Source organism: Streptomyces flavalbus (genome assembly GCF_042674625.1).
GTDB classification, from domain to species: domain Bacteria; phylum Actinomycetota; class Actinomycetes; order Streptomycetales; family Streptomycetaceae; genus Streptomyces; species Streptomyces flavalbus.
The window spans coordinates 7,833,996-7,860,691 of the sequence record NZ_JBHTEB010000001.1; the positions used below are offsets into that span (position 1 = coordinate 7,833,996).

A 26,696-nucleotide genomic window follows, 5' to 3' on the forward strand; every position below is an offset into this window, starting at 1 on the left:
GCGACGCGCCGTTCGGCGAGGAGTACGCCTGGCGGGAGACGCGCCGACGGCAGTCTGGGGAACGGATTCGCGTCGAGCACGCGGCCGTCGGACTGCGGCAGTGGCGCCCGAGACCTCCATCGCAGTGAAGCGGCGTTCGTGCTCAGCACCACACCGTCCGGCCGGAGGACGTCCCCCAGCCGCCGGTTCCCGGCCACCGTGGCGGACGGCTGCGGCAACGTTTCGAGGATTTCCGAAAAGCGTGCACGGCGTTCCCGCCTAGGGCGACGCTGGCCGCACGAGGGACACCGCCCGGCCCAGGGCCTCCCGGAACCCGGCAGAGGGAATTCAACAGATGCGCAGGACGAGTTCACGCCCGCTGACCAAGGTCATGATGGCGGCCGCGGTGGGCGTGACGGCCGCCGTCGGCCTGGCGGCTCCGGCCTCCGCGGCGGAAGCCCCGCAGGCCGAACGGGTGACGTGAGCGCCGCGTTCCAGACGGTCACCACCTGAGTGCAGGACAACGCGCGTGCCGGGCCGACGGCGGACTACGGCATCGCCTGCACCGTCCGGGCGGACCAGGCCCCTTCCCGCCGTGTGCTGGCCTGAGGACGGCACACTCTCCGCCAACGGGACAACGAGGTGGGCAACACAGCCTCCCTCTTTTCCCCGTCCCCAGCGGACGCCTGACCTTTTGTGATTTCAGGGGGGTGCATGAACGCACTCAACGCACTGTCCAGAGTGGGGGCGGTCCGGTCAGATACCGGCCGTACACATCTCGCTTTGGGAATCCGGGATCGCGGCGTGCGGGAGAGGCTGCGGGCCGACCTCTGCATGGATGCGGAGATGAGTGTGATCGGAGCCGTGGGCGAACTGGGAGAACTGACGGCTCTGCTGCGGGGCCGCGCCGCAGAGGTCGTCGTGGCCGACATCGCACTGCGCTCTGGGAATTTCACCGGCTTGCTCAGCGAGCTTCGCGGGCTCACCGAAGTGCGGCCAGCCGAACTGGCTCTGTTCGGCCTTCGAGTGCCAGCCCTGGAGGTGAGTGCTGGGCGTAGGGAGCGCGCTGGCCGCCACCGGCGGCGGTGTCGTGGCCGGACTGCTGCCCGCGGTCCGTGCCGTACGCGTCCAGCCGGTCACCGCGCTGCAGCGCTGACGCACCGTCACCACCTCATACGCGCGGGCACGTTCCTCGCCGAGCGGACGGCGCCGCGTCACGCACCGCCCGTCCTGGCCCCCGCGCCCGGCTGCGACCGCCAAGCACGTGGCACACCCGGCCGCCCGTTATCGCCCGCGCAGGTCACCGCGCCTGCTCAGTACGCCCCACGCCAGCGCGGCGTGCGGTCCGGCGCGATGTCCCCCCGGCGGCGACGCCCGGCCCGTACGACGTGCTGTGCGGCGTTTCCGGCGCCGTGCTGTGGGGTCGGTGATCGGCCGACTGCTGCTCAGACCTGACGGTCGTCGCGGTGGCGGCCAAGGGCCCGCCCGAAACGCTTAGCGATGCCCGGCATGAGGCTCTCGCCGTCCGCGGGCCGGTCCAGGCCGAAGACGTAGCCGGGGAAGTCCAGCTCCCTCTGCACCGCCCAGATCGCCTCGTGCTCCTGCGGCGGAAGGATCCGCACCGGGTCACCGACGGCCACCCAGCCGATCGGCACCAGCGAGTCGGCGGGCAGTACGGTGCGCAGGTGCACGACGCCGTTGATGCGCACCTCCGAGCGGGTCCCGATCCGCGCGCCGTTGAACACCCGGCTCCCGGTCGCCAGGAACACCTCGTCCTCAACCGAGCAGCCGGTCAGGTACGAGGTGGGGCCGACCAGCACCTGTCGGCCCAAGGTCAGCGGATCCCTGCGGGTCCCGCGCAGGACCGCGTTCTCCATGACGACGCACTCCTCGCCGAGGTCCACCGGGCCGCCCTCGGCCGTCAGCACGGCACCGAACAGCACCCGGCACCCCGCGCCCACCCGTACGTCCCCGCTCAGGGTCGCCGTCGGCGCGACGTAGGCCGTGGGGTGCACGGTCGGGGAACAGCCCTCGTGTTCGATCAGCATGTCCGCGATCCTGCCGCAACCCGGCCCGGCCAGGCGCGGCATTCCACCAGACGGTCCCCTCACGCCAGTCGCTGATCCTGACGTCGTACGGCGCGGGACGCCACCGAAGACGCTGTACGACCATGAACGCCATGGAGGACCGAACCAGGACACCCATCGACCAGACCAGCCCCGCCGAGCCTGGCACCGAGGAGGCCGACGAGGTACGCCGCTTCTGGACCCGGCTGGGCCTGCCCGGCCTGGTCGACGTGCACACGCACTTCATGCCCGAGCGCGTCCTGCGCAAGGTATGGGACTACTTCGACGGGCTCGGCCCGCTCACCGGCGGCCTCGAGTGGCCGATCACCTACCGCGCCGAGGAGGAACAACGGGCGGCCCTGCTGCGGGACTTCGGCGTCCGCGCCTTCACGGCGATGCTCTACCCGCACAAGCCGGGCATGGCCCGGTGGCTGAACGGCTGGGCCGTCGACTTCGCCCGCCGCACCCCCGGCGCCCTGCACACCGCCACCCTCTTTCCCGAGCCGGACGTACGGGCGTACGTCGGCGAGGCCGTCGAGGCGGGTGCCCGGGTGTTCAAGGCCCACGTCCAGGTGGGGGCGTACGACCCCGCCGACGAACGCCTCGACGGCGCCTGGGGCCTGCTGGCCGACGCCCGCGTCCCCGTGGTGGTCCACTGCGGCTCCGGACCCGCCCCCGGCAAGCACACCGGCCCCGGCCCGGTCGCCCGCGTCCTGGCCCGCCACCCGCGGCTCCGGCTGATCGTGGCCCACATGGGGATGCCCGAGTACGAGGACTTCCTGGACCTCGCCGAACAGTACGAGCAGGTACGGCTGGACACGACCATGGCGTTCACCGACTTCGCCGAGCGCCTCGCGCCCTTCCCCCGCCGCCTGCTGCCCCGGCTCACCCACCTCGCCGACCGCGTCCTGCTGGGCTCCGACTTCCCCAACATCCCCTACCCCTACCTCCACCAACTCCGCGCACTGGAGCGCCTGGACCTGGGAGACGACTGGCTGCGCGGGGTGTGCCACGACAACGGCGCACGGCTGTTCGGGCTGTGAAGGGCAGGGCGCGGCCGGAAGCAGGCGGGGCGTCCACGCCGCCGCGGGCCCCGTGGCTCAGGTGAACGGGTGTCCAGCGCCGTCGGTGCGGTCGGCCTGGCTGGTGAACTTGTTGAGGAAGACGTCGTACCGGCCGTCGGGACGGTGGGTGACCGTGGCGCCGTCCTGCCAGATGCCGTTCTCCGGCCACCACGGGGAGCCCGCCGGGTCGCCCTGGTTCTGGTGGATGTTGTGCATACCGACGTCCCCGTGGGACCCCTCGCCGAAGGGCTGGCCGAAGGGTTCGCCGAAGACGAGGATGCGCTGCCCGGGGACGAGGATGCCCTCCAGCGCGGTGGCGGCCTCGACGTTGCTGCCCGCGTGCCACGGCCGGGAGCCGAACAGATCGAGGAGCTCCTTGAGCCACGACGGCGGACGCCGCTCGAACAGGACGCCGGACCGGTCCACCAGCGCGGGATGGCGCAGGTAGTCCAGAGCCCCGGACCCCGCCTGCCGGTCCAGCTCGTGGTAGCCGGGAGGCAGCGTCACGGTCGGCTCCAGGGCGCTGGCGTCCAGGGTGAACGTCTTCCACCGCACCCCCACGGACGACTTGTGGCTGTCGACGTCGACAGCACAGTGGTACCGCCCGTCGGGCGCGTCCACCTCCAGGTTGACGTGGAACCAGCGCCCCTGATCGTCCGGCTGGTCACGGTGGTGTGCGTGCAGGGTCCCCGAGAGCACGCCGTAGTGGTCGAAAGGCATACCGCCAGTGAATCACCGCACACACGCCACGTGAGGCAACGGTGACCCTCCGTGTGGCGTCTGGCGCGGAGCGGGGCGATCTCGGCACCGCCGTCTGCGGGGGCGCGTCTCGCCGCCCCTTGCCCGGCTTCCGCGGCTAGCGCCGCCTCGGCTCGGCACCCGCCGTCGGCTCCACCGGCTCGCCGCCCCGGAACAGCGCGCCAGCGGCCCCCCTCTCGGACGCCCGGTGCGGGGCGTGGGCGGTCACGGCCACGCCGCCATGGCGTACTCGGCCACCGACAGCAGCTCCCCGGTGCTCGCGCCGTCCCGGGCCTGCTGCGACATGCCCTGGATGACCGCGGCGAAGAACACCGCCAGGGCGCGCGTGTCGGTGTCGCCGGGCAGCGCGCCACGGTCCCTGGCCTCCTCCAGCCGCCGCTGGAAGGACCTCACGTTCGCCACCCGGCGTCCGCGCAGGCTCCGCTCGATGTCGGCGGTCTGCGCGGAGTAGTTGGTCGCCGCGCTGATCACCAGGCAGCCCGCCGGGTGCCGCGGATCGGTGTAGGACACCGCGGCCTGGCGGAGCATGGTGGCGAACCCGGTGCGGGCGTCGTCGGCCTCGTCGAGCGCCTTGTTCATGAACGCGCCGAACGTGGCGCCGTAGCGGTCGACGACCTCGGTGAAGAGTGTGCGCTTGTCCCCGAAGGCCGCGTACAGGCTCGGCGGCGAGATGCCCATGGCGGCGGTCAGGTCCGAGATGGACGTGCCCTCATAGCCGTGCCGCCAGAACAGCAGCGTGGCCTGGGCCAGCGCCGCGTCCCGGTCGAAACCCCGCGGCCGTCCGCGCTTCGTCGTCATGCACGAATTCTACAGCGATCGCTACGGAATCCGTGTTAGGGTCACGTTCAACCTAGTCATCGCTACAGAAATCGAGGCGAGGGAAGGACCATGGGTACGCTGACGGGCAAGAAGGCACTGGTCACGGGCGCCAGCCGGGGCATCGGACGGTCGATCGCCGAGCGGCTCGCACGGGACGGGGCACTCGTGGCCGTGCACTACGGGCGCAACGCCGCCGCAGCACAGGAAGTGGTCGCCGCGATCCGCGCCGACGGCGGGGCCGCGTTCACGGTCCACGCCGAACTCGGAGTCCCCGGCGACGTCCCCACCCTCTGGGAGGGCTACGACCGTGAAGTCCTCCGGCACAGCGACAGCCCCGGCCTCGACATCCTGGTCAACAACGCCGGCATCACCCCGCGCGGCGAGATCGAGCAGACGACCCCCGAGGCGTTCGACGAGGCCGTCGCCGTCAACATGCGCGCACCGTTCTTCCTGACCCAGCAAGCGGTCAAGCGCCTGCACGACGGCGGCCGGATCATCAACATCTCCTCCGGCGCCACCCGGATCGCGCTGACCGACATCATCGCCTACGCCATGACCAAGGGGGCCGTGGACGCCTTCACCCTCACCCTCGCCAAGGCGCTCGGCGGACGCGGCATCACGGTCAACGCGGTCGCGCCCGGCATCATCGACACCGACATGAACGCCTCCTGGCTGCGCGGCAACGAGGCGGCCGAGACCTCGGCCGCCCAACTGTCCGCCCTCGGCCGGATCGGACGCGCCGAGGACGTCGCCGCGGTGGTCGCCTTCCTCGCCTCCGACGACGGGCGGTGGGTGACCGGGCAGGTCATCGACGCCACCGGCGGCTCCCAGCTCTGACCGCACGCCCGCCCGAGCGGGACCCGAGCGACGTACGGGTGTCAACGGGGACACCGTCACCACATCCGCGACCGACGCTCTGCCGTGGAGACCCGATGCACGTCGTCATCGCCTGGTGGGACGCCCACCGCCCCACCACACCCGGCACCGTCCGGCGGGACCCGCCAAGAGAGGCCGACACCTCTCCGGCGGCCAGGGCTCCGCGGGCCGGGGACTTCTCGGCTGCGCCCCCTCCCACCGATGGGCCTTCGACCTCGACGACACACCCCCCGAACCCGCGAACCCCCCGGCCCCACCCGCCGCACTGGAACTGCTGCTCCACGCCTGACCTCCGCCCCACCGCACCACCGCCTGCCCACCCCGGGGGGTTCGCCCCCGGGGGCATCGGCCCCGGCCGAGGCAGTTTCCGGCGGGAGGGCGCCGCCAGGCCGCCCCCTCACCCCGTACCGGACCGCGATCGCCGCGCAGGCGCGGCGGCAGTACGCGACGCGGCCGTCCGACCCGGCGTCACGCGACATCAGCCGCCCCTCGGGCCGGTCACAGGCCGCTGCGCTCGGCGGAGCGGACCTCCTCGGCACGCTCACCCCGCAGCGGCCCCGGCACAGCCGGTTCCGGCAGGGCACGCACCAGCAGCCAGCTCAGCGCGGGCATCACGATCAGCGGCGTCAGGGCCGTGCGCAGCGAGGTGGCGTCGGCGATGCCGCCGATGACGGGACTGGCCAGACCACCCACGCTGACCATGAGACCGAGGGTGATCCCGCTCGCCGTACCGACCCGCGTCGGCAGATAGTCCTGGGCGAGCGTGACCTGCAGCGAGAACGGCACGTACAGGCCGATCGAGGTCAGCGCCACGAACCCGTAGACCGCCGGGCCGGGCACGAACACCACGCCAGCGACGGCCCAGGCCGTGAGCAGGTACGACGTGCTCACCACCGTGACCCGGTCCCAGCGGTGGGCCAGCCCGCTGCCGACGACCGTGCCGACGGCACCGCCGAGATAGAGCACGAACAGCGCGGCCGTCCCCGCCGCCGTGCCGCCGCCCGTCTGCTCCCGGACGTGGAAGGCGACGAACGTGCTCATCCCGACGAAGGCGACCGACCGGCACACCACCGCCAGCGACAGCCGCACGAACGACACCCAGTCGTTCCGCCCTTCCCCGGCCAGCTTGCCGCCGCTAACGGACGGCGCCCTGCCCAGCGTCCGCAGCGCCCGCAGCACCGGCAGCGTCAGCACGCTGCCGACCAGCGCGGGCAGCACCAGAAGCGGCGACAACCGCAGCCCGCCCGTGGCGACCACACCAGCGACCAGGAGCGGAGCCGCCGCGAAACCGAGGGTGCCGCCCAGGGAGAACCACCCCATGGAACGGTGACTGCCCTGGCTGGCGACCCGTGCGACCCGCGCGGACTCCGGATGGTAGGCGGCGGTCCCGAGACCGGACAGCGCCACGCACAGCAGCGTGAGCGGGTACGAGCCACTCACGCCGCTCAGGGCCACGCCCAGCCCGCCGAGGACCGTGCTCACCGGCAGCAGCCAGGGGAGGGGCCGCCGGTCGGTGAGCGCGCCGAAGAAGGGCTGCGCCACGGAGGACAGCAGGCTGGCGGCGAGGACGAGGCCCGAGGCCGCCGCGTAGGTGTAGGCACGCTCGGCGACGAAGAACGGGACCATGGCCGCCACGGCGCCCTGGTAGACGTCGACACAGGCATGTCCGGCCGACAGCAGGACGAGGGGCTTGTTCCTTGGCATGGCGCCATCGTGGTCGGCGGCCACCCTGTCGTACTTCCGTTAATCTGCCAACCAATGAAGAAGATCCGCCACGAAGGGATCCGCCACGAAGGGATCCGCCCCGAGGAGATCCGTCATGAGGGGGTCCGTCATCAGCCGGTGGCACCGACCAGCACCCGCTGGCTGGCACCGGGCACGGGGATCGGCGCCCACCGCCACGACGACCACCAGCTCGTCTACGCGGGCCGGGGCGTGCTCGCCGTCACCACCAGCGCTGGCTCATGGATCGCCCCCGCCACCCGCGCGATCTGGGTGCCCGCTGGCACCGTGCACTCCCACCAGGCCCGCGGCGAGCTCGAACTGCACCTGATCGGCCTCCCTGCGGACACCAACCCCCTCGGCCTCGACGAGCCCACCGTGCTGACCGCCAGCCCCCTGCTGAGGGAACTGATCCTCGCCCTGACCCGCGATGCGGCAGACGACAGCCCGGAACACCAGCGCCTGCGCGCCGTCCTCTGCGACCAGCTACGCGTGGCCCCCCAGCAGCCGCTGCACGTGCCGACGCCGACCACCCCGCACCTCAAGGCGCTGTGCGAGATCCTGCACGCGGACCCGGCCGACAACCGCACCCTGGCCGCCCTGGGCAGACAGGTCGGCGCCAGCGACCGCACCCTGTCACGGCTGTTCAAGGCCGACCTCGGCATGACGTTCCCGCAGTGGCGCACCCAGCTACGGCTCGCCCACGCCGTGGCGCTGCTCGCCCAGGACACACCGGTGACGGTGGTGGCCCACCGGTGCGGCTGGTCCTCAGCGAGCGCGTTCATCGACGTCTTCCGCCGCGCCTTCGGCCACACACCGGGACGCGCCAGCGGGCGCGGCACCAACGGGTGAGTACGGCAACCAGCCGTGTGATCAGGTGGTGCGGGCGCAGCAGCCCGGGTGTTATGGAATGAGGTGTGCGGTCAAGGAACCCGGGGCCCTGTCGCCGGGGGTTCAGGTACGGCCCCGGCACGGTGCCGCCGGGCGGCGAGCGAGATGAGAGAGCCGCATGGAGTCGGAGTCCACCCCTTCCCCTTCCTCCGGGTCGCCGTTCGACATGGTCAGCGGCGCGTTGGGGCGGTACCTCCCGCGCGGCGCGGCGGCCCGGGCCACCGGCTCCTCCGCCTCCCCGGGACCGCGGGGAGGCGACGGCGACCCGCCACCCCCACCCGCCGCTGCGGCCCCCGGCCGCGAGGAGCAGATCCTCGGCGTGGTCAACCTGGACCGTGACCTGAGGATCACCCGCTCCAACCTGGACGCGGCCGTCTTCGCGGGAGTGGAGGCCGCGGCCGGGCGCCCCTTCGTCGATCTCCTGCCCCCCTGGGACGTACCGACCGTGACACGGCGGCTGCGGCAGGTCCGGGAGACCGGTGAGCCGCACGTCGCCCGGGTCCAGCGCCTGCGGCGCGGCGACGGCTCGGAGCTGGTGGTCTCGATGAGCATCCTGCCCGCCGCGGCGCCGCTGGAGGGCCTGACCGTCTCGCTGATCGCCATGGCCAAGAGGCTGCACCTGTACGCGGCCGAGACGGCGATCGGCACCTCGCTGGACATAGGCGAGACCGCGCAGTCGCTGGCCCGGTCGCTGCTGGCCTGGGGGGACGTGGCCGCCATCGACCTCGACCTCGCCGTGTGGACGGGGGAGGTGGTCACCGAGCAGCCGCAGCGCCGCATCCGGCTGCGGCGGGCGGCCCTGGTCCCCGACCGCGTCTGGCCCGACGGCTACGTCACTCCGGGCGACGACCTTCCCAGTGACGCCAGCCGTCTGCTGTCGCAGGCGATACGGCGTGACGAGGTCGCGCGGGCCATCGTCCTGCCCGACCGGGCGGCCATCGAGCGGGTGCTGGACAGCCCACGGCTGGTCCGCGCGCTGGTGCCCGGCGACCGGGCGGCGAGCGTGGCGTACATACCGCTGGTCCTGGACGGCGCGCCGCCCGTCGTCCTGGGCGTGGCGGAGGTCTGGCGCCGCCCGGGCCGACCCTTCGACGACAGCGAGCTGCTCGACCTGCAGGAACTGGTGGCCAGGACCTCCCACCACGTGGACCTGGCCCGCCAGCACCAGCGCGAGCACACACAGGTACTGGCGCTGCAGCGCCGCCTGCTCCCGCGCTCCAGCGGCGACACCATCGACACCGCCAGCGTCTACCAGCCCGCCACCCCCGACAGCGCGGGCGTCGGCGGCGACTGGGTGAACAGCTTCCCGCTGCCGGACGGCCGTACCGCGCTGGTGGTCGGTGACGTCGTCGGGCACGGCCTGGGAGCCGCCGCGACCATGGGACAGCTCAGCATGGAGGCCCGGGCGCTGCTGTCCGCGGGGCTGGCGCCCGACGAGGTGCTGGAGCACCTGGACGAGACGGTGACGCTGCTGGACGACGCGGAGTCCGGGCTGGCGGCCGGGTACAGCGCCCTCGGGTCGACCTGCTGCGTCACCGTCTACGACCCGGTCAGCCACCAGGTCACGCTGTCCAGCGCGGGCCACCTCCCCCCGGTCCTGGTGCCCCCCGACAGACCGGGCGGACCGGTCGCGATGCGTCCGCACCCCGGGCTGGGCGCCGAGTTCGCGCTGCGGGAGCCGTTCGAGGTGTTCACGTTCGCCGCACCGCCGGGCTCGCTGCTCGCCCTGTACACCGACGGCCTGGTGGAGGACCCCGCCCTGTCGATCGACGAGGGCATCGGCAGGCTGTCGGACGCCGTGTCCGCGGTGCACCCCTGGGACGCGCTGGACCAGGCCGCGCGACGGGTGGTCCGCGCGCTGGAGCCCGCGCGTCAGCGCGACGACATGACCCTGCTGCTGGCGCGCGTGATCGGCTACCGCAAGGGGGACACCGCCACCTGGCGGCTGCCCGCCCGCAGCGACGCGGCGGCCCGGACCGCGCGGTGGTGGCCGAGCTGCTGGAAGGGTGGCGCGTCAGGGACGACACCAGGGACAGGGTGCTGCTGGTGGTCAGCGAGCTGGTCACCAACGCGGTCCGCTTCGCGGCCGGTCCCCTCACCGTACGGCTGATCAGGACCGGTCAGGGACTGCTGTGCGAGGTGGGCGACAGGGGCAACGGCAGGCCGCGGCTGGGCCGCGACGGGCCCCTGCGGGACAGCGGCCGCGGACTGCGCGTCGTCCACGCGCTCGCCACCCGGTGGGGAGTGCGGTGGACGGACACCGGCAAGGTGGTGTGGGCGTCACTCGCCAAGTGACACGACCCCGGCGGGGGAGAGGGAGCGCACGTCAGACGGCGGCGCCACCGGCACTGCGGCGGCGACGACCGCTGGGACGGGTACGGGTCACAGCCACGCTCCCTCCAGGGCGGTGGCGGTCAGGCCCGGGGCCGCCGCGTACAGCACGGCACGACTGCCCGGTGCCTGCCCGGCGTCGTACGCCCTGCGCATGATGTCGAACACGGCGGCGCCGCCGCGGTTGCCGGTGGTGTAGCTGTCCCGGCTGAAGTCCAGCAGCCCCGACGGCCAGGCGGCGGGCATCGTCTGCTCCATGTACTCCAGCACGCGCGTCCCGCCGGGGTGCGCGAGCAGCACGTCGGGGTGCCAGGCGCCCGGGTCGTCCTGGTAACGGGCGTGCAGCCACTCCCACATGGCGGTGACCGTCTGCTGCACGGCGCGCGGTCCGCGCCGGTCCATCACGAAGTGGGTGCCGTCGGCCCGCGTGTCCAGGCGGTGCAGGTCCTGGGTGCCGGGCAGGGTGTGGTGCCAGGCGGCGTCCAGCCGCAGCGCCGACTCGGGCCGCGGGCGGCCGGTGACCACCGCGGCGACCGCGGTGTCCGCGAACAGCAGCCGGACGATCAACGACTCCAGGGTGTCGTCCGCGGGCTGGTAGGTGGTGCTCAGCGCCTCGGCGATCACGACCAGGACCACCCGGTCGGGGTCCGCGGCCACCAGGTCCGCCGCCAGCGCCAGGGAGCGGGTCCCGGCGACGCAGGCCCACTGCGTGGCGGGCAGCAGCAGGACGTCGCCGCGCAGCGGGAGCTGGTTGGCCAGGGCGACGTCCAGCCCGGGCAGGGCCGGGGTGGTGGAGTGGCTGGTGATCAGGCAGTCGACGTCCGCGGCGTCCAGCCCGGCGATCTGCAGGGCGCCGCGTGCCGCACGCTCACCGTAGGACCGCACCGCCGCCCACGCTGGCGCGGTGCGTTCCTGGACGGTCTGCGGCGCGGGTATGGACTCCAGGGCGGCGATCACACGCTCCACGTCCGGCGCCCGGAACCCCTCCCCTGCCAGCGCCTCCCGCGCCGCCCCGGCACCGGCGGCGGGCAGGACGCTTCCGCTGCCGGGTGCGACGGCGGTCTCCAGCGGCACCATCCACCCGCGGGTCTCGATGCCCGTACTGGCCGCGATGCCGTCGATCCGCGGCGCCCAGGCGGCGTCCGGGTGCCTTTCGCGCACGTCCGCCACGATCTGGCTGGTCTTCACGGTGTTCTCGCCGTGTATCACGGCAGGCGGGCACAGGTATGCGGGCATGTCGGGCACCTTTCGACGGGAAGCGGAAGAACGCCACGAACGCCGTGTCATACGTCACTTCGTCACTTCGGCCTGACCCTTCCAAGTCCACGCCGACGCGCTCCACTTCGGACTCCGGTATCCCGACCGAGCATGGCCCACAAACGGGCATTCATGCTGTGATGCGAACAACAAGGGCAACTACCACTATGCGTGACATCGCACACACCGCCGCATGAGGCCCGACAGGGGCGACGCACCACCTGACACACCATCACCAGACTTCCCACGAGCAGGACTTGATCGCTCCACATCCGCAACCGGAAGAACGGCCCTTCTCACTCCACCACCCGCTTCGGTCGTGCCCACGCGCGGCGAACCGGCGCCCCCGGTGACCGGGATCCGCCCGCGGTCGGTCCCGGGGGCGCCTCGTCCGTGGGCTATGGCGGGTGTCAGCCACCGCCCGTGACGCAACTGGCGAGACACGCCAGCCACGCCGTGTTGCAGGGCACGCAGCAGAAGCACGGCCACGAGGTGCCGGAGCCGCACTCGCGCACGATGCACGCGTTGCGGGTCCGGGAACAGCCGTCGGTGCAGGTGGGGCCCGCCGCGGGGTTCAGCGCGGCCGCGGCTTCGTACGCCACCGCGTAGGCGCCGGTGGCCGCGGCGAACTGTCCGGCTTCCTGGTCGCTCCAGGTGGAGGCGTTCTGTGCGGCGTCCTCCAGCAGGCGCCGCGCCTCCTCCAGGAAGACGCGTACCGGTTCCTGCGGCACTTCGGAGAGTTGCTGCTGGCTGGGGAAGTCCTGGAGTGCTGCCGAGGCGGCACTCTGGAGAGCGGCTTTGCCTTCGTTCGTCAGGGACATGAGGACCCCTTTCCGGGGCGTCGAATGGACATGGCGGCCGCCACCTGACCGGAGGCGGGCAGCCGCGGTCCCGAGCGGCGGTCCGTACGTCGTCGACCATGCCGGGGGAGCCGGGGCGTCTTCCGAGTCTGTGACGGTCCGCCAGGCCACCACAAGCTTGTACCGGTTGCTTCGCTTATGTCGGGATCCCGGCGGTGGTGACCTGCGGGGACATGCCTGTCCCGGGACGGGAGCGACCGGTTGAAACAGCGGAGGTTGGCGGCCCTTGCACAGTGCTTGCCCACCCGATCACGCTGTCCCGGGCGCCGGTGCGTTCGGGGCGTCGCTTCCGGCGGCCGGAATATCCCTTCACACCGGGGGCAGACGAGCGGGGGCACTGCGAAGAAGGTGAGGGCATGGGCACGCTGTTGTTCGAAAGTGCCGACCTGGACGCCATGGAAGACTTCCTCAGCCGCGCCTACGCGCGGATGCGGATCGGCAGCAGCACCCCCGAGGCCAGCAGGGGCCGCGTCCGCCGCGACGTCATGGCGTCCGTCAGCGTCGACGAGATCGACCTGGACTTCGACATGAGCTACGCGGTGACACCACTGGGGAAGATCTGCCTGTGCATGGTCCACGAGGGCACCATCCAGGACCACGTCTTCCACGGCGTGCGGGACGCCTTCGGCCCCGGCGACATGGTGATGTTCGCACCGCCGGAACTGTCCTACGCGGGCCGTGTCCACGCCGCCCGCTACAACATCACCATGCTGGACCCCGCCCTCCTGGACCAGGTCGCCGCCACCGACGCCGGACCGCACAGCCAGCCGGTACGGCTGACCGGGCACCGGCCGCACTCACCGGCCGCCGCCCGCCACCTGAAACACACCATCCTCCACCTGCGCGACCACGTCCTCAGCGACCCGGCCGTCTACGAACAGCCCCTGGTCGCCTCGACCAGCAGCCAACTCCTGGCCGCCAGCGTGCTGGCCGCCTTCCCGCACACCGCCGCCACCGACCCCCGCGCCCAGGACCGCACCGACGCCCGCCCCGCCACCGTGCGCCGCGCCGTGGCCCACATCGACGACCACGCCGACCAGCCCCTGACCATCGCGGAGATCGCCGCCGCGGCCCATGTCACCGTCCGCGCCCTGCAGTACGCCTTCCGCCGCCACCTGGGGACCACCCCGATGGCGTACCTGCGCCGCGCCCGCCTCGCCCACGCCCACCGCGAGCTGCGGGACGCCGACCCGCTCGGCGGCGTCACCGTCGCCGACATCGCCGCCCGCTGGGGCTTCGCCCACGCCGGCCGTTTCGCCGCGCTCTACCGCGACGCCTACGGCACCAGCCCCTCCCACACCCTGCGTGGCTGAGCCCACGCCCTCACCCACGCACCGCACCGACCGAAGGCGGGCACCCGGCGGCCGGGACCGGGTGCCGCGCCCGGCGGCGGGACGAGCCGCTCGCCTACCTTCCCCGCTCCTCGTGGGCGGGCCCCCGCACGCCACCGTCGTCCCGCCCGGCAGCGGGCGTCCGCCGTTCCAGCGCGGCGTCCAGGCACCGCCGTATCTCGGCCGGCAGCCATCCGCAGTGCGGCCACTGCACGAGGTGCTCGGCGACCTCGCGCAGCTTGGTGTTGGTGTGCTGGGAGATCTCCCTGAGAACGTCCCAGCCGCGGTCGGGGTGTACCCCGCCGTAGGCGACCACGACACCGATCGCCTGGTCGACGACGGCGTGTGAGACGACGGCGTGCCGCAGCTGCGCGATCTCCTCCTGGAGCGCGGCGATCTCGTCGATCCGGTTGCCCTGCTCTGGCATACACGTGGTTTTCGCAGTTGAGAGGCGGTATCCCATCACCTCACAATGCCCCGGCCGGATCGCCGCAGTGGCCCGGAAAACGAAACACCCGTCCCACCGCTATCCGGGAAACGAAGCCGGCACCACCCCGTCGGTGTCGGTGGGGGTGTCCTCGCGGTGCAGGAAGGTGGCCAGGAGGTCACCGACGGGGTGGTCGGCCTCGCTGGGGTGCCGGAGGGCGACCGTGGGGTCGATGGTGTAGCGGTTGCGGCGCCCGACGCGGGTCCGGGTGAGGTATCCGGCCGCTTCGAGGTCGGTGACGATCAGCTGGACGGCGCGCTCGGTGATGCCGATGGCGCTGGCGACGTCCCGTCCGCGTGCTTCGGAGTCGCGGGCGAGGGCGATCAGGACGCGGGCGTGGTTGGTCAGGAAGGTCCACTGGCCCCCGCGCGGGCTGGAGGGTGGCTGGTTCATGACCCTCATCATACGAAGACGGCTTCGTATGACCAATGCGCATTCGGGAAAAAAGATTGCCGAAAAGTTTTTCGCGTAACTGTTGACCTGAATCGATCTGCTGGGTGACGCTGGACACCCCCCCACCAACCGACGCGATTCCTCCGAAAGGGGGTCACGATGTCCCCCCAGGCATCCGCCCCGCTCCTGCCCGAGGAAGCCGATCCCTCATGAATGAGCTGTCGTTCGCCGTCCCGCTGTGGGTGTGGGCCGCGGTCACGCTCGGCATCGGCGTCATGCTCGCCGTCGACCTGATCGCCCACCGGGACAACCACGTGATCGGCTTCCGCGAGGCCGCCCTGTGGAGCGGACTGTGGATCGCCGTCGGCCTCGGCTTCGGCCTCCTCCTGTGGGCCTGGCAGGGCGGCGAGGCGTCCTCCACCTACTACGCGGGCTACCTGATCGAGAAAGCCCTGTCGATCGACAACGTCTTCGTGTTCGCGCTGGTCTTCTCGTTCTTCGCCGTCCCCGACGCCTACCAGCACAAGGTGCTGTTCTGGGGCGTCATCGGCGCGCTCGCCGCCCGCCTGGTGTTCATCTTCGTCGGAGCCGAGCTGCTGCGGGTGTTCTTCTGGACCGCCTACCTGTTCGGCGCCTTCCTGATCTGGACCGGCTACAAGATGGCCGTGTCCAAGGACGAGGAGGTCCACCCCGACCGCAACCCCGTCGTCCGCCTCGTCAAGAAGGTCATCCCCACCGACCCCCGCTTCCACGACGACAGGTTCTTCATCCGCGCGCACGGCAAGCGCGTCGCCACGCTGCTGTTCGTGGTGCTGGTCGCCGTCGAGGCCACCGACCTGGTCTTCGCCGTCGACTCCGTCGCCGCCGTCCTGGCCATCACCACCAACACCTTCATCGTCTGGACCGCCAACGCCTTCGCCGTCCTGGGGCTGCGGAGCCTGTACTTCTGCCTGGCGGGGCTCCTGCGCCGCTTCACGTACCTGCACTACGGGCTCGCGGTCCTGCTCGCCTTCGCCGGCGTCAAACTCGTCCTCTCGGAGACCCCGGTCGGCAAACTGCCCATCCCCCTCACCCTCGGCGTCATCGTCGTCACCATCACCGTCTCCATCGCCTGGTCCCTCCTCGCCACCCGCGGCGAGGACGGCGACATCGGTGAGGCGACGCGCGAGACGGACGACGTGGACGGCGCCGGGCCCGAGCCGGCCACCGGCACCCCCGCCTCGACGCCTTCCGCCACGCCGCCCCCTGCGGCAGGACGGTCGTCATGACCACCCCCGGCCGCCACCGCCGCAGCACCCCCGCCCTGTCCGCACTTGCCCCGCGCACCCCGGTCGCCTTCCGCGCCCCGGCCCGGGGGAATCCGGCTGGAGCCGTCGGTGCCGGCCGGCGCCCGCCTAACGCTCCTGGGTGCCGCGCCGGACGCCCTCCTGCGTACCGGTGAGGTGGGCCAGCGTCCCGGTCAGTTCCAGGAGGCGTTCGAGACGCTCAGGCCGGTGGTCCAGGTGCAGACGGTGGTCGGTGGCGACCGCGTACCGGTGGATCATGAGGAGCGTGGCCAGGCCGGTGGAGTCGCAGGCCGTCAGGTCCGTGAAGTCCAGCCGTAGCGTGCGCGAGGGGACGCCGGTCTCCAGGTGTTCCCGTGCCAGCTTGGCCAGTTCGTCCGCGGTGTCCCAGTCGAGGTCGCCGACGACGCGGATGCACACGTCACCGGTCTGGGCTGGGAGCACTGTCTGGAGGCGGAAGCCGTTGGGCGGCTGAAGGGTCATGGGTGCGAACCGGGTGTGGAGGGTGGGGCGCCGCGTCCGCGCAGGACGCCGCTCCCCTGGGTGAGCAGGGCGACGGCGCGGGGGAAGTCCTTGAGTTCCTCCCGCAGCAGGGCGAGGCTGGCGGGCACTCCACGCGCCTCCAGGACGTCACCGGTCCAGGCCAGGAAACCGGTGAACAGGTCGGCGTCGTCGGTGTAGAGGGCCGCGGAGAGGAAGTCGACGACGTGGGCGATGTCCTCGGCGGTGCGTTCGTGTTGCTCCTCGGTGTAGGAGCGCAGGGCGGGCAGCCTCGCCTCCAGGCCGGTGAGGGTGTTCTTCACCAGCTGCCCCTTGCTCCGGGAGACCATGGTGTACTCCTGGTCGCCCAGGTGGGGCAGGTCGTCGATCGCCTGCCGGGCGCCGCCCGGCCCGGGCCGGGGTATGCCGTCGGCGAGCAGGTCCGCCGCCACGCGGGCGTCGGGCGCCCAGGCGTCGGCGCCCAGCAACCGGGCCCGGTGCCCGTCCGCGCCGAACGCGGCACCACCCACGAGCACGGGAATGCCGACCGCCTGGATCGCCGTGATCGCGGTGTGCGCCGCGGGCAGCCGGGTGGGCAGGGTGGAGGACAGGGCCACCGTGTCCGGCGCCGTCTGGTGCAGGTGGGCGATCAGGTGCGGAGTGGGCACCTGGGCCCCAGGGCGCCGGCCGCGTCGTTGATCTCCACCACGGAGCCGTCGGCTTCCGCGACCAAGGCCGGGTAGGGCGCTCGCAGCCACGCGGCATCCCCGTTCACGGTCAGATCTCGCGTGTGGGGCGAAGAGCCGTCGAAAGTCGTCATGCCGCTCACATCCGCATGGCGCGGACTCGATCGCCCTTCATCAGAAACAGTTACTCCCACCATTGCCCACGAACCCCCTCCGCATCAACCGCGCCCGGAAACGGGGTCGCGTCGGCCCCGGTGGAAGCCGGTCCGACCGAGCGAGGGGGTGGTGCGCTCGTGGAAACCCACACCGGGTACCGCCGTGGGGTCCTTCCAAACCGGCCGCCGACGCGAGCAGTGGCCGTACGGCCGCCACGGCAACCGGAGACCGGCGAACCGGGGGGTCCCCGGCCCGGCACCGCGTCGACCGCCCCCTCGTCGGCCAGCACGAGGAAGGCGGCGCGAGCCAGGTTGAGGGCCATGGGCCGCCCCATGACCTCGAGTCCGATGAACCCCACGGGCACGATGCACCGCCGTTCCCAGCTCCGCTGGAGCGCAACCGCGCCCCCGCCGGGATGGCACGAGGTCTGTCCGGCGGGGGCGGGGGGCGTCCTGGGTCAGAGCGCGGAGACGTAGTAGCGCTCCACCGTCATGCGGGCGTTGGCCGACGCGCCGGTGCGGCTGTCGGCGGTCTCCCTGGCCAGCGTGTAGAAGGAGTCGACGTAGTCGGGGTCGTCGGTCCACCACGAGGTGGGCATCGCGTCGATGAGGGCGTTGACGAGCGGGGTGTACATGCCCTGGTCGGTGATGGTCAGCAGGGCCGTGGCGAGTGCCTTGGCGAGCGAGGAGTAGTTGGTGTCGCCGTCGTCCTCCATGAGGACGGCGTCGGCCAGGTTGTACTTGTAGTTCGACCAGTTGACGAGGATCTGGTTGGGGTAGTAGGTCGTGTTCTCGTCGTCGAGGTACGGCATGGTGACCGTGTCGACGCGGACCTTGCCGTCTGTGCCGAACCCGGTGACGAGGGTGAAGATCTCGGCATCGCCCTTGAACCAGGGTTCCTTGAGGTCCGCCACGCTGACGGACTTGATGCGGGTCGTCCAGAACCCGGTGGACGCGACAGCGGCGGAACCGGCCGCGGACGTGTGGGTCTTGGGGGTGCTCAGGGTGCCGAGCCCCTGGGCGGCGAGTTCCCTGTCGATCACTTCGAGGCCCGCGGCGAGGGCCTTCTGCCCGTCGACGCCGACGACGTAGACCGGCCGCTCCGGGGCCTTGCCCGCGTTCAGTTCGTGCGCGTTCCCCGCGCTGTCGTAGGCGATGACCACGTCGGCGTCGTCGTCGGCTGGCGCGGACGCGACCAGCGGCGAGATCCTGGCGAGGGCGGACGCCCTCACCGGCTTTCCGGCGAGGCTGACCCGCAGCAGGGACCCGGTATCCGTGCCGAGCCCCTTGGCCTTGGCGATGGCCGTCTCCGCCTCGGCGAGGGTGGTCCGCAAGTCCACGGCCGGCTGGGCGGCGGACCTGGCCGTCAGGGCCAGCAGGTCAACCTCCTCGTCCGCGAGGGCCGCCTCCGCCACCTGCCTGTGCCAGGCGGGCTCGGCCAACGAACGGGCCAGGGCGCGTGCCGTCGACTCCTCGATCGAGGCGACCGGCGAGGTCTCGGCGGTTGCCGAGGCCGTTGCGGTCGGGGCGTCGGCCGCCCCCGCGGTTCCCTGAAGGGCGGTCAGGGCCAGGCCGCTCAGCGCGAGTGCGGTGAGCGCCGCGCGGAGCTGTCTCTGTGCGAACAACTTATCCTCCAGACAGTGGGGTTGCCCAGGACCGGGCTTACCGGAGAAACCGCTGTGCGGCACACAGCGGGACGTGTCCGTACGGGTGCTGCGCCATTCTGAACGGTCTCCGTCTACGCGGATAGATGGCCGCTCGGTGATTGATGCGCGGTCGTGACGGTCTGCCGGGAAAGTTCCGGCGGAGACTGCTGCCCGCAGCGCGCCGACTCACCGCTGCTCACGCCAACGCTGGGCCCACCTCGACGGGTTGCGCGGATGAGTCGCTAGGGCCCTGGCCAACTTCGTCCGCGTTCCAGCAGGGGTGCCGTTCCAGGTCGAAACTCCTCGGGAAAACTCTCTTGCTCTCCGGGCCCCGCCCTCCCCGATCACGGACCCCATGCGGACGTCCTACAGGGCATATATAGTGAATCGAAATTCACTTATACAGGCATGGAGAATCGCGCCATGACCGGGACGAAACCCCCTCCCCACGTCCGCTTCCGGGACGCCGAGTGGGCCCAGCTCACCCGCTTCGCGCGCCACGACAACGGCTCCCTGCGGATCGGTGTGGTCTCCGGGCGGCGCCGGCTGGGCAAGTCGTTCCTGCTGCGTGCGCTGACCGAGGAGACGGGCGGCACCTACCTGCTGGCCGTGCAGGAGGACAGCCGGGCCACCGCCCAGCGGCGGATCGTCGAGGCGATCGCCGCGGCACGCGGGCTGCCCGCCGGGGTGCTGCAACTCGGTGACGACTGGGCGGGCATCCTGCGGCTGTTGTGCTCAGCCGAGCCGGGACAGCCAGCGCCGCTGGTGGTCCTGGACGAGTTCCCCTACCTGTTGCGCCATTCCCCTGAACTGCCCGGCGTGCTGCAGTCTCTGTACGACGACGCCCGCTATGAGTCCTCGGTGGGCCGGGAGGCACTGCGCGGTGCGCTGGTGCTGTGCGGGTCAGCGCTGTCGGTGATGCACGAACTGCTTTCGGGCCAGCACCCGTTGCGCGGCCGCGCCAGCCTTGACATGCGGCTGCAGCCCTTCGACCTGCGCGCCATGCGCGCCTTCTGGCAGATCGACGACCCGCACACCGCCCTGCTCGTGCACGCGGTGTGCGGTGGCGTGCCTGGCTACCAGGTCATGGCCGAGCGGGAGGCCCCGCAGAGCCCGGAGGGCTTCGACGCCTTCGCCGTCGACGCACTGCTCACGCCCGGTCATCCGCTGTACTCCCGTACGGAGACGGAGTACCTGCTGCGTGAGGATCCGCGCCTGGACCAGCGTTCGGTGTACTACCCGCTGCTCGAAGCCATCGTCGGCGGCGCGACCACCCCGGCCGAGATCGGCGGCCGTATCGGCAAGGAGCGCTCGGCCACCGCGCACGCCCTTGGCACTCTGGAGGCCGCCGGGTACGTGGCCAAGGACGCCGACCTGCTCAAGCGGCGCTCCCCCTCGTACACCGTCCCGGACCAGATGATCCGCTTCAACCAGGCCGTCACCGTCGCCCAGACCCCGCTCATCGACGCTGGCCGCACGGAACAGGCCTGGCAGCGCGCCCGGCCCGCCTTCCAGTCACAGGTTCTCGGCCCGCACTTCGAAGAGGTCGCCCGCGCCTGGACCCGGCTATGGGCCCCCGACGAGATCGACGGCCTGGACTTCGGCTGGACCGGCCGCACCGAGGTTCCCGACCCCTCGGCCCGTAGGAAACATGAGGTCGACGTCCTGATGCTGGCAGGGGGCGAGTCCCCGCGGCAGGCCCACCGCACCCTCCAACTCATCGGCGAGGCCAAGGCCACCGCCGCCCGCCGCGGCCTGAAGGACCTCGAGCGCCTCGACCACATCAAGGCCCTCCTCACCCGCCAGGGCCATCACACCGACGACACCCGCCTGGCCCTGTTCTCCCCGCACGGCTTCTGGCCCGACCTCGAACGCGAAGCCGCCCGCCGCGGCGATGTCCTCCTGATCGGACTGGAGCAGCTGTACGGGGACACCGGCCGGACCGCCCTCACCCGGTGAAAGGCCGTACCTCACCGCGCACGCCTCCCTCACGCCCGATGGTCGCCCTATGACGGCTTCCGCAGCGGTTCCCATCCGTCGGTGCCGGACCACAGGGGCGGGCCGCCCCAGCCATCGAGCCGCCCGGGGCCCAGGTGCGCGGCGGCCACACCAGGCACCTGGTGGGGCGTGGACCCGTCGGCCGCGGAGAGCACGGAGAGCACAAGGCGTTCCCGGACCCAGGCGTCGCGCGTTCCGGTACTCAGGCGGGTGAGACGCCGGGCGCTGCCGAGGAGGTCCTGCGTTCGCTCGCCGGGGAAGCGTCGGCACAGAGCCTGGCAAGAACTTCGCCCAGCAGTCAGGCGCTCTGGAGCCCCCGGCCCGCCCGTCGAGCGGTCGGCCTGTCCGTGTCGTCGCAGTGCCCTCGTCGGGGTCGGGCCGGTGCTGTTCGCCGTGCGATGAGCGCTTCGCGGGCAGGGCGCCCGGAGTCTGCTGCGAGAGCGACGGAGCGGGTTGGTCGTTCAGCGGGCGGCGGGTTGGTGCTCGGTGATCCAGCGGGCGGCGAGGAGTCCGGAGGCGCCGGTGAGGACGGCGGCGGCGATGACAGTGGCGTTGAGGCCGAGGGCGTCGGCGAGGACGCCGGCGACGAGGGTGCCGACGGCGTAGCCGATGTCGCGCCAGAACCGGTACGTCCCGAGGGCGTTGGCCCGCCAGGTGGGGTGGGCGTGGTCGGAGACGGAGGCGATGAGGGCCGGGTAGACCATGGCGGTGCCCAGGCCGAGGAAGACCGCGGACAGGATGCCCGCCAGCAGGGGCCGCTCCAGCGGGGCGAGGGCGAGAACGAAGCCGCCCGCCTGGACGGCCATGCCGTAGACGAAGAGCCCCGGGCCGGAGCGTCAGGAGAGGGAGAGGAAGAGCTTCTCCATCTTCTGGGTGTCGAGGCTGTCGGCTCCGCCCTCCTGGCTCAGGCACTCCTTGAGACCGCTGGCGACGATCGCGAAGCCAGCCCCGTCCAGCGCCCGGTTGACCGCGGCGAGCTGGGTGACGACCTCCTCGCAGTCACGTCCTTCTTCCAACATGCGCACCACACCAGCGAGTTGGCCCTGTGCGCGCTTGAGCCGGATGGCGGCCGACCGCATCTGGTCGGCGGGGAGCTGAACCATGGGTTCTTCCCTTCACGGGGCCGGTCCGGGGACCGGCCGCGGTCACTGGCCGGGGCTCTGGGGGGCGAGGGAGGCGCGGACGTCGTCCATGACGAGCCCGCGGACGGCGGTGATCAACTGGTCCAGCGCCCGGGGTCTGGAAGGTGGAGGACCCCGGCGAGAAGCGTTCGCCGGGCTCCTCCACCTTCCGGTGGTCGGCCAGTGGTGAGGTCACCAGCGGGTGAAGACGCCCTGGTCGTCGCCTGCGTCGATTGAGGAGGGTGGCGGCGGCGAACAGGCTCAGGGCCATGGCCTTGTCGGTCGGGTAGCCGTTGTTCATGGCCATGTCGACGAGGGTGCCGGGGCGGTGGCGGAGAGCACGCCGACGGTGCGGTCGTGCTCGTCGGCGGCGACCAGGGTCATGGAGGCGGTGGTCAGGACCAGACGAACGACCCCGTGACGGCGCTGTTGGCGCAAGCCCGGCGCGAAGGGGAGGACGCGTGATCCCGGCACCGCGCGGTACGAAGGCCCCGGTGTACTCGGAGCCGAAGGCACCGCCCACATCGGACCGTTCGGCCGCTGGCCCGACGACAGCGAGCCCGAGGTCCAGGACAAGCCGACGAGGAAGATCCGGCCGGAAACCGGCGATAGGCCGCCCGGCCACCGGCACAAGATCCCTCTCAGCGCAGGCGGCCTGGCCGCACGCCGCCGACACCACCACCAGGGGGATGAAGCAGCGTTGCGGGCCAGGCCCTTGAGCTCGCGTACCCGATCCGGATCGACGGGCGGGCCCGGCAGTTCCCCCCGTTTCCGGCTTGATGGGACGTCAGATCCGCCGAAGTCCGTCAGAACTGTCTCGCACAAGGTGCAGGTCTTGAGAGGGCTTCCGCGAATCGTGACCCCCGGAAGCGTGACCGCTTTCGCGGGGTCTCGCAGAACTTTCGCAACTGGTCCATTTATGAGAACGCGGCACGCAACGCTGCGCCGCCCCTGGGGATGTGTCCTGAGGTGAAGCGCGAGGGGCTCACGCCTTGGGATCGGCGTCCTCGCCGGATCTCCTTCCGAAAGGAACTACATCACCCATTCAGTCGTATTCAGGAATCAACAATTCTTTGTCCATGCTTGAATACTTATAAGCGGTAAGGGTCGTGAATGGGGCAGGCTATGTCCCGGCAGTGGTGGAGTTCATGGAGGAGCTGGTCATGCAGCCGCGTCGGGGCGAGGTCTCTGCTCAAGCCGGGGATGGACCGCGGCGTACGAGGCCGAATCTTGGCGGGGTTCCCGAGACTGCCCTCTGGACGCTGTACACGCGTGCTCAGGAAGCACGCCGCCCCGACCGCCTGTTCGAGGATCCGGAAGCCATAAAGCTGGTTGATGCGCTGGACTACCCGTTCAGGGAGCGCTTTGGCCCGGACGATTGGGGCATGGCCGAGGGTGAGACGATCCGGACGCGGGTGTTCGACGACGAGGTCCGTCGATTCCTCCGCAGTCACCCCGAGGGAACCGTGGTCACTCTCGCCGAGGGGTTGGAGACACAGTTCTGGCGGACGGACAACGGACAGGCCCGATGGATCGGCGTGGATTTGCCGGAGATAGTGGAATTGCGGCGCTGCCTGCTGCCGGAGTCGCCACGCCGGCGGCTCATCGCGTGCTCGGCGCTGGACGATCACTGGATGAACGAGGTGGACCTCACCCGTGGCGTCCTGATCACCGCCAAGGGGTTGTTCCAGTACTTCCAGCCCGCGGAGGTGCACCGGCTTATCGCCGCGTGCGCGGAGCGGTTTCCCGGCGCCGTGATCGTCTTCGAGGCCCCTTCCCGCTGGCTCAGCACTCGTATGAGGCAAGGCTGTCTCCGGACTCCCGCCGGCACCCCGATCCCTCCCACCTACTGGGGGATGGACCCGAAAGAGGCCCGAAGGATCCGTGCGGCCCACCCGAACATCGCCGAGTTGACGGACTTGCCCCTGCCTGCCGGCCGAGGGACGGTCTACGGTCGACTACTGCCGCGGATCGCGCGCACACCCGTGGTTCGGAACTGGAAACCTGTCTGGATCACACGCCTCAGGTTCGGTGACGCACAATGAAGGCGCACCTGTCACGCCCTCGCGCGTTCGCCTCTCGCACGCGGGAAATCGTCGGGCTGGCTTCGCCCGAGGAGAGCCACGTCGATGTCAGTGTCGAGCCGTGGGCAGCGGAGTGACGAAGTTGGCGGCGATGGGGTGCAGATCAATCCTGGACTTCGCACGTCCAGGCCGTTCCGGTATCGGCACGGCGTAAGAGCAGTTGGCCGGCGATACCATCTGCGGCATGGTCAGTCTGGGCGGCCTGCGCGTGCCCGCCCCTATCCCATCGGGCTCTCCATTATGAGATGGCACTACCGCCTTCGACCTTGGGCGTCATTCCGGCGTAGGTCGGGGCGTGAAGAGAGCGACGCTGCCTCGTCCTGAGCTGGTGAGCCGTTGACTTGCCGGCGCAGCCGATCTGGCCTGTACACCGGTGCCTGCTGCCTGCGCCGGTCCCCTCCGAGGCGGGGGACTCCCTCTAGGAGGTCGGTCATTTGGGGCGACGGGTTGACCCCTAGCTCCTGCTGAAGGTAGGCCTCGTAGTGCTGGTAACACCGGACCGCGCTGGCGACGTTGCCCTCGGAGAGATGGATCTCGATGATGATGCGGTGGGCGGTCTCCCGAATCGGGTCGATCGCGGCGGCAGCCAGCGCAGCTTGGAGGGCGGGCAAGTGCCGCTGTGCGGATAGCAGCCGCTGGGCCAGGCCCTCAAGGGCGTACAGCCGCATTTGATTCCAGCGTTCGCGGTCCCAATGCAACCACTCGTCAGGCCAGCCCGGCAGCAGTTCCCGAGTGAGCCCTTCTACGAGCGTCTCACTGTCGGCGGGCGGCGGTGCAAGCCCGTCAACGATCTGCCGGGCCGAGTCCCGTATACACAGCATGTCGACCCGGACCGCGGGCGACAGTCGCAGGCGCTGCCCGATGCAGTCGATCAGGGTAACGCCGCAGGCGCGGCGCGCCAGGCACAGTGCCGAGCGCAAGTTGGCCGCGGCCCGGTGGCACGGGTAGTCGGGCCACAGCTGCTCCGCCGCCGCGCCACGGTGGACACCGTCGGGGCTGAGGCTGAGGAGCGCCAGCAGTCGCTGTGCTCCCAGAGGTACGGGCACGCTGCTACCGCTGCAGGTTAGTTCGAACGCATTCAGCAGTTCGAGTGAGACCTGGTTCGGAGCTTGGTTCCCAGACACACCCACCACTTTGCAGGCGGCATGGGCCAGGCGCATCCGCATGGTTCGCGCATCACCGCAGGTGACAGCCTGCCAGCCTGTTTCGCTGATTCTTTTTGGCTTCCCCATCAGCCGCCGCTTCCTGCGACGACGACGCGCCACACATGCACAGGCAACGCTTACTGAACGCCACTTGCATCATTCGGCCGATGTCGCCCGAACAGGGGCATTGGATGCTCGCGGGTAAAGGCCCTCAAGGTCTTCCTCCTCGTAGGAGGTCCGTGGATCAACGGCTTTGCTCCATGAGGAAGCGCCGTCCCATCCGCAGAGAAAAGCGCATGGGGCAAGGACATCACTGGATGGGCCTCACCTCAGGATATGAGTGGACATGGAAGGAGACGGTGTGATGACCGACACCGACATTGTGGAAGATGTGGCGGCGCGCGCTGCCGTGCTGCAGATGCCTCGGCAGGCACCGCCCATCGATCGAACCGCGACCGTGTCCGCGAGTGCGCTCGGCGACAACCCGGGAGTCCAGGCCAGCGGATGGTGGAGTGACTGGGGCAGAGACGTCGTCGGCGTTGCTTCCAAAGTCCTTCCTCTCATCGTGTGAGGCCATAGGTGCGCCTGCGGCAATTACCGGCCCCAATGCCGGTGCGCTTTTCCACGCACGGCGATCGGATGTGAAGGAACAAGCAGGAAGGAATCAGTCTGATGGACAACAATGTGCAGGATGTGGCGGCGCGCTCTGCCGTGCTGCAGATGCCTCGGCAGGCACCGCCCATCGATCGAACCGCGACCGTGTCCGCGAGTGCGCTCGGCGACAACCCGGGAGTCCAGGCCAGCGGATGGTGGAGTGACTGGGGCAGGGATGTCCTCGGCGATCTCGTCAACATCGGCAAGCAGGCCCTCCGCTGACGTTTGTACGGCGGCTGTGGCCTACCGCAGCCGCCGTACGCCGTTGGCCCGAAAGGAAAAGGGGACGCATGATGATGGACAGGAACGGAGAGGGTGCGGCTGCGGTGGGGACCGGGCTGCAGATGCCTCGGCAGGCACCTCCGATCGACCGAACTGTGGCCATTTCCATGGGGGCGTACCGGCCTGAAAGCGCGGGGGTCCAGGCGGCGTCCATTGCTTGGAGCCCGCTCATTGAGGGGAACCCGCTCCCTGCGTGGTTCCTGCAGAAATTCGGGAATGCGGGCCACAGCGTTGTGCCCCGGTTGGCGGCTTGAGGCTTAACCGGGAATGACAATGACCCGAAAGGGAAAGGAGACGCATGATGACGGGCAGGAACGGAGAGGGTGC

The 26,696-nt window shown here is 71.1% G+C and carries 24 protein-coding genes and 2 pseudogenes; 11 read left to right on the plus strand and 15 right to left on the minus strand.

The window, feature by feature from the left end; genetic code table 11:
- The first annotated feature begins 334 nt into the window (after positions 1–334).
- A complete protein-coding gene (locus tag ACFQZ6_RS34805) occupies positions 335–463 on the plus strand; it encodes a hypothetical protein (protein WP_381617695.1) in 129 nt (42 codons plus the stop codon).
- 961 nt (positions 464–1,424) lie between these two features.
- Here the strand turns inward: ACFQZ6_RS34805 and ACFQZ6_RS34810 are convergent.
- On the minus strand, positions 1,425–2,027 hold the full coding sequence (locus tag ACFQZ6_RS34810; RefSeq protein WP_381617698.1) for a gamma carbonic anhydrase family protein: 603 nt from the start codon (positions 2,025–2,027) through the stop codon (positions 1,425–1,427).
- 131 nt (positions 2,028–2,158) lie between these two features.
- Here ACFQZ6_RS34810 and ACFQZ6_RS34815 point away from each other — a divergent pair, with 131 nt between their 5' ends.
- Complete coding sequence (locus ACFQZ6_RS34815) at positions 2,159–3,088, plus strand: amidohydrolase family protein (protein ID WP_381617702.1); 930 nt, start codon at positions 2,159–2,161, stop codon at positions 3,086–3,088.
- A 57-nt stretch (positions 3,089–3,145) separates the two neighbouring features.
- Here ACFQZ6_RS34815 and ACFQZ6_RS34820 read toward each other — a convergent pair whose 3' ends face one another.
- Together ACFQZ6_RS34820 and ACFQZ6_RS34825 are read right to left on the minus strand one after the other, a co-directional pair.
- Positions 3,146–3,829: a DUF2278 family protein gene (locus tag ACFQZ6_RS34820; RefSeq protein WP_381617705.1), complete on the minus strand. Its 684-nt coding sequence runs from the start codon at positions 3,827–3,829 to the stop codon at positions 3,146–3,148.
- A gap of 243 nt (positions 3,830–4,072) precedes the next feature.
- On the minus strand, positions 4,073–4,666 hold the full coding sequence (locus ACFQZ6_RS34825) for a TetR/AcrR family transcriptional regulator (RefSeq protein ID WP_381617708.1): 594 nt from the start codon (positions 4,664–4,666) through the stop codon (positions 4,073–4,075).
- A gap of 90 nt (positions 4,667–4,756) precedes the next feature.
- On the opposite strand from ACFQZ6_RS34825, the gene ACFQZ6_RS34830 reads away from it, so the two are divergent.
- A complete protein-coding gene (locus tag ACFQZ6_RS34830) occupies positions 4,757–5,524 on the plus strand; it encodes an SDR family oxidoreductase (protein ID WP_381617711.1) in 768 nt (255 codons plus the stop codon).
- Positions 5,525–6,061: 537 nt separating this feature from the next.
- Here ACFQZ6_RS34830 and ACFQZ6_RS34835 read toward each other — a convergent pair.
- Entirely contained in the window at positions 6,062–7,267 is a 1,206-nt protein-coding gene (locus tag ACFQZ6_RS34835) for an MFS transporter (RefSeq protein WP_381617714.1), read from the minus strand.
- Positions 7,268–7,405: 138 nt separating this feature from the next.
- Here ACFQZ6_RS34835 and ACFQZ6_RS34840 point away from each other — a divergent pair, with 138 nt between their 5' ends.
- Positions 7,406–8,137, plus strand: a complete 732-nt coding sequence (locus ACFQZ6_RS34840; protein ID WP_381617717.1) for an AraC family transcriptional regulator — start codon at positions 7,406–7,408, stop codon at positions 8,135–8,137.
- A 157-nt stretch (positions 8,138–8,294) separates the two neighbouring features.
- Positions 8,295–10,471 (plus strand): annotated as a pseudogene (locus ACFQZ6_RS34845) (SpoIIE family protein phosphatase).
- Between the two features lie 87 nt (positions 10,472–10,558).
- On the opposite strand, the gene ACFQZ6_RS34850 reads toward ACFQZ6_RS34845, so the two are convergent.
- Together ACFQZ6_RS34850 and ACFQZ6_RS34855 are read right to left on the minus strand one after the other, a co-directional pair.
- Complete coding sequence (locus ACFQZ6_RS34850; protein ID WP_381617720.1) at positions 10,559–11,743, minus strand: type III polyketide synthase; 1,185 nt, start codon at positions 11,741–11,743, stop codon at positions 10,559–10,561.
- A 431-nt stretch (positions 11,744–12,174) separates the two neighbouring features.
- Positions 12,175–12,585 carry a hypothetical protein gene (locus ACFQZ6_RS34855; protein ID WP_381617723.1) on the minus strand — a complete coding sequence of 137 codons (411 nt, stop codon included), beginning with the start codon at positions 12,583–12,585 and terminating at the stop codon, positions 12,175–12,177.
- A 395-nt stretch (positions 12,586–12,980) separates the two neighbouring features.
- Here ACFQZ6_RS34855 and ACFQZ6_RS34860 point away from each other — a divergent pair, with 395 nt between their 5' ends.
- Entirely contained in the window at positions 12,981–13,937 is a 957-nt protein-coding gene (locus ACFQZ6_RS34860; RefSeq protein ID WP_381617726.1) for a helix-turn-helix transcriptional regulator, read from the plus strand.
- 94 nt (positions 13,938–14,031) lie between these two features.
- On the opposite strand, the gene ACFQZ6_RS34865 is transcribed toward ACFQZ6_RS34860, so the two are convergent.
- A complete protein-coding gene (locus tag ACFQZ6_RS34865) occupies positions 14,032–14,382 on the minus strand; it encodes an ANTAR domain-containing protein (protein WP_381617728.1) in 351 nt (116 codons plus the stop codon).
- A 99-nt stretch (positions 14,383–14,481) separates the two neighbouring features.
- Positions 14,482–14,847 carry a helix-turn-helix transcriptional regulator gene (locus ACFQZ6_RS34870; protein ID WP_381617731.1) on the minus strand — a complete coding sequence of 122 codons (366 nt, stop codon included), beginning with the start codon at positions 14,845–14,847 and terminating at the stop codon, positions 14,482–14,484.
- 197 nt (positions 14,848–15,044) lie between these two features.
- Here ACFQZ6_RS34870 and ACFQZ6_RS34875 point away from each other — a divergent pair, with 197 nt between their 5' ends.
- Positions 15,045–16,103: a TerC family protein gene (locus ACFQZ6_RS34875; RefSeq protein ID WP_381617733.1), complete on the plus strand. Its 1,059-nt coding sequence runs from the start codon at positions 15,045–15,047 to the stop codon at positions 16,101–16,103.
- Between the two features lie 126 nt (positions 16,104–16,229).
- Here ACFQZ6_RS34875 and ACFQZ6_RS34880 read toward each other — a convergent pair whose 3' ends face one another.
- The 4 genes and pseudogenes from ACFQZ6_RS34880 to ACFQZ6_RS34895 form a co-directional block, all read right to left on the minus strand.
- Positions 16,230–16,601 carry an STAS domain-containing protein gene (locus ACFQZ6_RS34880; protein WP_381617736.1) on the minus strand — a complete coding sequence of 124 codons (372 nt, stop codon included), beginning with the start codon at positions 16,599–16,601 and terminating at the stop codon, positions 16,230–16,232.
- A pseudogene (locus tag ACFQZ6_RS34885) lies at positions 16,598–17,275 on the minus strand (cobalamin B12-binding domain-containing protein); the annotation flags it as partial. The pseudogene ACFQZ6_RS34885 and the gene ACFQZ6_RS34880, both read right to left, overlap by 4 nt.
- Before the next feature lie 193 nt (positions 17,276–17,468).
- Entirely contained in the window at positions 17,469–17,804 is a 336-nt protein-coding gene (locus ACFQZ6_RS34890) for an NAD(P)-binding domain-containing protein (protein WP_381617739.1), read from the minus strand.
- Between the two features lie 93 nt (positions 17,805–17,897).
- A complete protein-coding gene (locus ACFQZ6_RS34895) occupies positions 17,898–19,064 on the minus strand; it encodes a DUF3103 family protein (RefSeq protein ID WP_381617742.1) in 1,167 nt (388 codons plus the stop codon).
- A 444-nt stretch (positions 19,065–19,508) separates the two neighbouring features.
- Between ACFQZ6_RS34895 and ACFQZ6_RS34900 the strand changes: the two genes are divergently transcribed.
- Complete coding sequence (locus ACFQZ6_RS34900) at positions 19,509–21,044, plus strand: AAA family ATPase (protein WP_381617745.1); 1,536 nt, start codon at positions 19,509–19,511, stop codon at positions 21,042–21,044.
- Between the two features lie 500 nt (positions 21,045–21,544).
- Here the strand turns inward: ACFQZ6_RS34900 and ACFQZ6_RS34905 are convergent, their stop codons facing one another.
- Entirely contained in the window at positions 21,545–21,889 is a 345-nt protein-coding gene (locus tag ACFQZ6_RS34905; protein WP_381617748.1) for an MFS transporter, read from the minus strand.
- Positions 21,890–21,919: 30 nt separating this feature from the next.
- Entirely contained in the window at positions 21,920–22,186 is a 267-nt protein-coding gene (locus ACFQZ6_RS34910; RefSeq protein ID WP_381617752.1) for a metal-sensitive transcriptional regulator, read from the minus strand.
- Positions 22,187–23,352: 1,166 nt separating this feature from the next.
- Between ACFQZ6_RS34910 and ACFQZ6_RS34915 the strand changes: the two genes are divergently transcribed.
- A complete protein-coding gene (locus ACFQZ6_RS34915; protein ID WP_381617755.1) occupies positions 23,353–24,249 on the plus strand; it encodes a class I SAM-dependent methyltransferase in 897 nt (298 codons plus the stop codon).
- A gap of 290 nt (positions 24,250–24,539) precedes the next feature.
- Here ACFQZ6_RS34915 and ACFQZ6_RS34920 read toward each other — a convergent pair whose 3' ends face one another.
- Positions 24,540–25,520, minus strand: coding sequence for an AfsR/SARP family transcriptional regulator (locus ACFQZ6_RS34920; protein ID WP_381617758.1), 981 nt, complete (start codon positions 25,518–25,520; stop codon positions 24,540–24,542).
- 277 nt (positions 25,521–25,797) lie between these two features.
- On the opposite strand from ACFQZ6_RS34920, the gene ACFQZ6_RS34925 reads away from it, so the two are divergent.
- Together ACFQZ6_RS34925 and ACFQZ6_RS34930 are read left to right on the plus strand one after the other, a co-directional pair.
- Positions 25,798–26,004, plus strand: coding sequence for a hypothetical protein (locus ACFQZ6_RS34925; protein WP_381617761.1), 207 nt, complete (start codon positions 25,798–25,800; stop codon positions 26,002–26,004).
- A gap of 101 nt (positions 26,005–26,105) precedes the next feature.
- On the plus strand, positions 26,106–26,309 hold the full coding sequence (locus ACFQZ6_RS34930) for a hypothetical protein (RefSeq protein WP_381617764.1): 204 nt from the start codon (positions 26,106–26,108) through the stop codon (positions 26,307–26,309).
- The last annotated feature ends 387 nt before the right edge of the window (positions 26,310–26,696 follow it).

Bases quoted from the DNA above. Each gene is read 5' to 3' on its own strand.
- ACFQZ6_RS34805 (WP_381617695.1), top strand. From the start codon at position 335: ATGCGCAGGACGAGTTCACGCCCGCTGACCAAGGTCATGATGGCGGCC.
- ACFQZ6_RS34810 (WP_381617698.1), bottom strand. From the start codon at position 2,027: ATGCTGATCGAACACGAGGGCTGTTCCCCGACCGTGCACCCCACGGCC.
- ACFQZ6_RS34815 (WP_381617702.1), top strand. From the start codon at position 2,159: ATGGAGGACCGAACCAGGACACCCATCGACCAGACCAGCCCCGCCGAG.
- ACFQZ6_RS34820 (WP_381617705.1), bottom strand. From the start codon at position 3,829: ATGCCTTTCGACCACTACGGCGTGCTCTCGGGGACCCTGCACGCACAC.
- ACFQZ6_RS34825 (WP_381617708.1), bottom strand. From the start codon at position 4,666: ATGACGACGAAGCGCGGACGGCCGCGGGGTTTCGACCGGGACGCGGCG.
- ACFQZ6_RS34830 (WP_381617711.1), top strand. From the start codon at position 4,757: ATGGGTACGCTGACGGGCAAGAAGGCACTGGTCACGGGCGCCAGCCGG.
- ACFQZ6_RS34835 (WP_381617714.1), bottom strand. From the start codon at position 7,267: ATGCCAAGGAACAAGCCCCTCGTCCTGCTGTCGGCCGGACATGCCTGT.
- ACFQZ6_RS34850 (WP_381617720.1), bottom strand. From the start codon at position 11,743: ATGCCCGCATACCTGTGCCCGCCTGCCGTGATACACGGCGAGAACACC.
- ACFQZ6_RS34855 (WP_381617723.1), bottom strand. From the start codon at position 12,585: ATGTCCCTGACGAACGAAGGCAAAGCCGCTCTCCAGAGTGCCGCCTCG.
- ACFQZ6_RS34860 (WP_381617726.1), top strand. From the start codon at position 12,981: ATGGGCACGCTGTTGTTCGAAAGTGCCGACCTGGACGCCATGGAAGAC.
- ACFQZ6_RS34865 (WP_381617728.1), bottom strand. From the start codon at position 14,382: ATGCCAGAGCAGGGCAACCGGATCGACGAGATCGCCGCGCTCCAGGAG.
- ACFQZ6_RS34870 (WP_381617731.1), bottom strand. From the start codon at position 14,847: ATGATGAGGGTCATGAACCAGCCACCCTCCAGCCCGCGCGGGGGCCAG.
- ACFQZ6_RS34875 (WP_381617733.1), top strand. From the start codon at position 15,045: ATGAATGAGCTGTCGTTCGCCGTCCCGCTGTGGGTGTGGGCCGCGGTC.
- ACFQZ6_RS34880 (WP_381617736.1), bottom strand. From the start codon at position 16,601: ATGACCCTTCAGCCGCCCAACGGCTTCCGCCTCCAGACAGTGCTCCCA.
- ACFQZ6_RS34900 (WP_381617745.1), top strand. From the start codon at position 19,509: ATGACCGGGACGAAACCCCCTCCCCACGTCCGCTTCCGGGACGCCGAG.
- ACFQZ6_RS34905 (WP_381617748.1), bottom strand. From the start codon at position 21,889: ATGGCCGTCCAGGCGGGCGGCTTCGTTCTCGCCCTCGCCCCGCTGGAG.
- ACFQZ6_RS34910 (WP_381617752.1), bottom strand. From the start codon at position 22,186: ATGGTTCAGCTCCCCGCCGACCAGATGCGGTCGGCCGCCATCCGGCTC.
- ACFQZ6_RS34915 (WP_381617755.1), top strand. From the start codon at position 23,353: ATGGAGGAGCTGGTCATGCAGCCGCGTCGGGGCGAGGTCTCTGCTCAA.
- ACFQZ6_RS34920 (WP_381617758.1), bottom strand. From the start codon at position 25,520: ATGGGGAAGCCAAAAAGAATCAGCGAAACAGGCTGGCAGGCTGTCACC.
- ACFQZ6_RS34925 (WP_381617761.1), top strand. From the start codon at position 25,798: ATGACCGACACCGACATTGTGGAAGATGTGGCGGCGCGCGCTGCCGTG.
- ACFQZ6_RS34930 (WP_381617764.1), top strand. From the start codon at position 26,106: ATGGACAACAATGTGCAGGATGTGGCGGCGCGCTCTGCCGTGCTGCAG.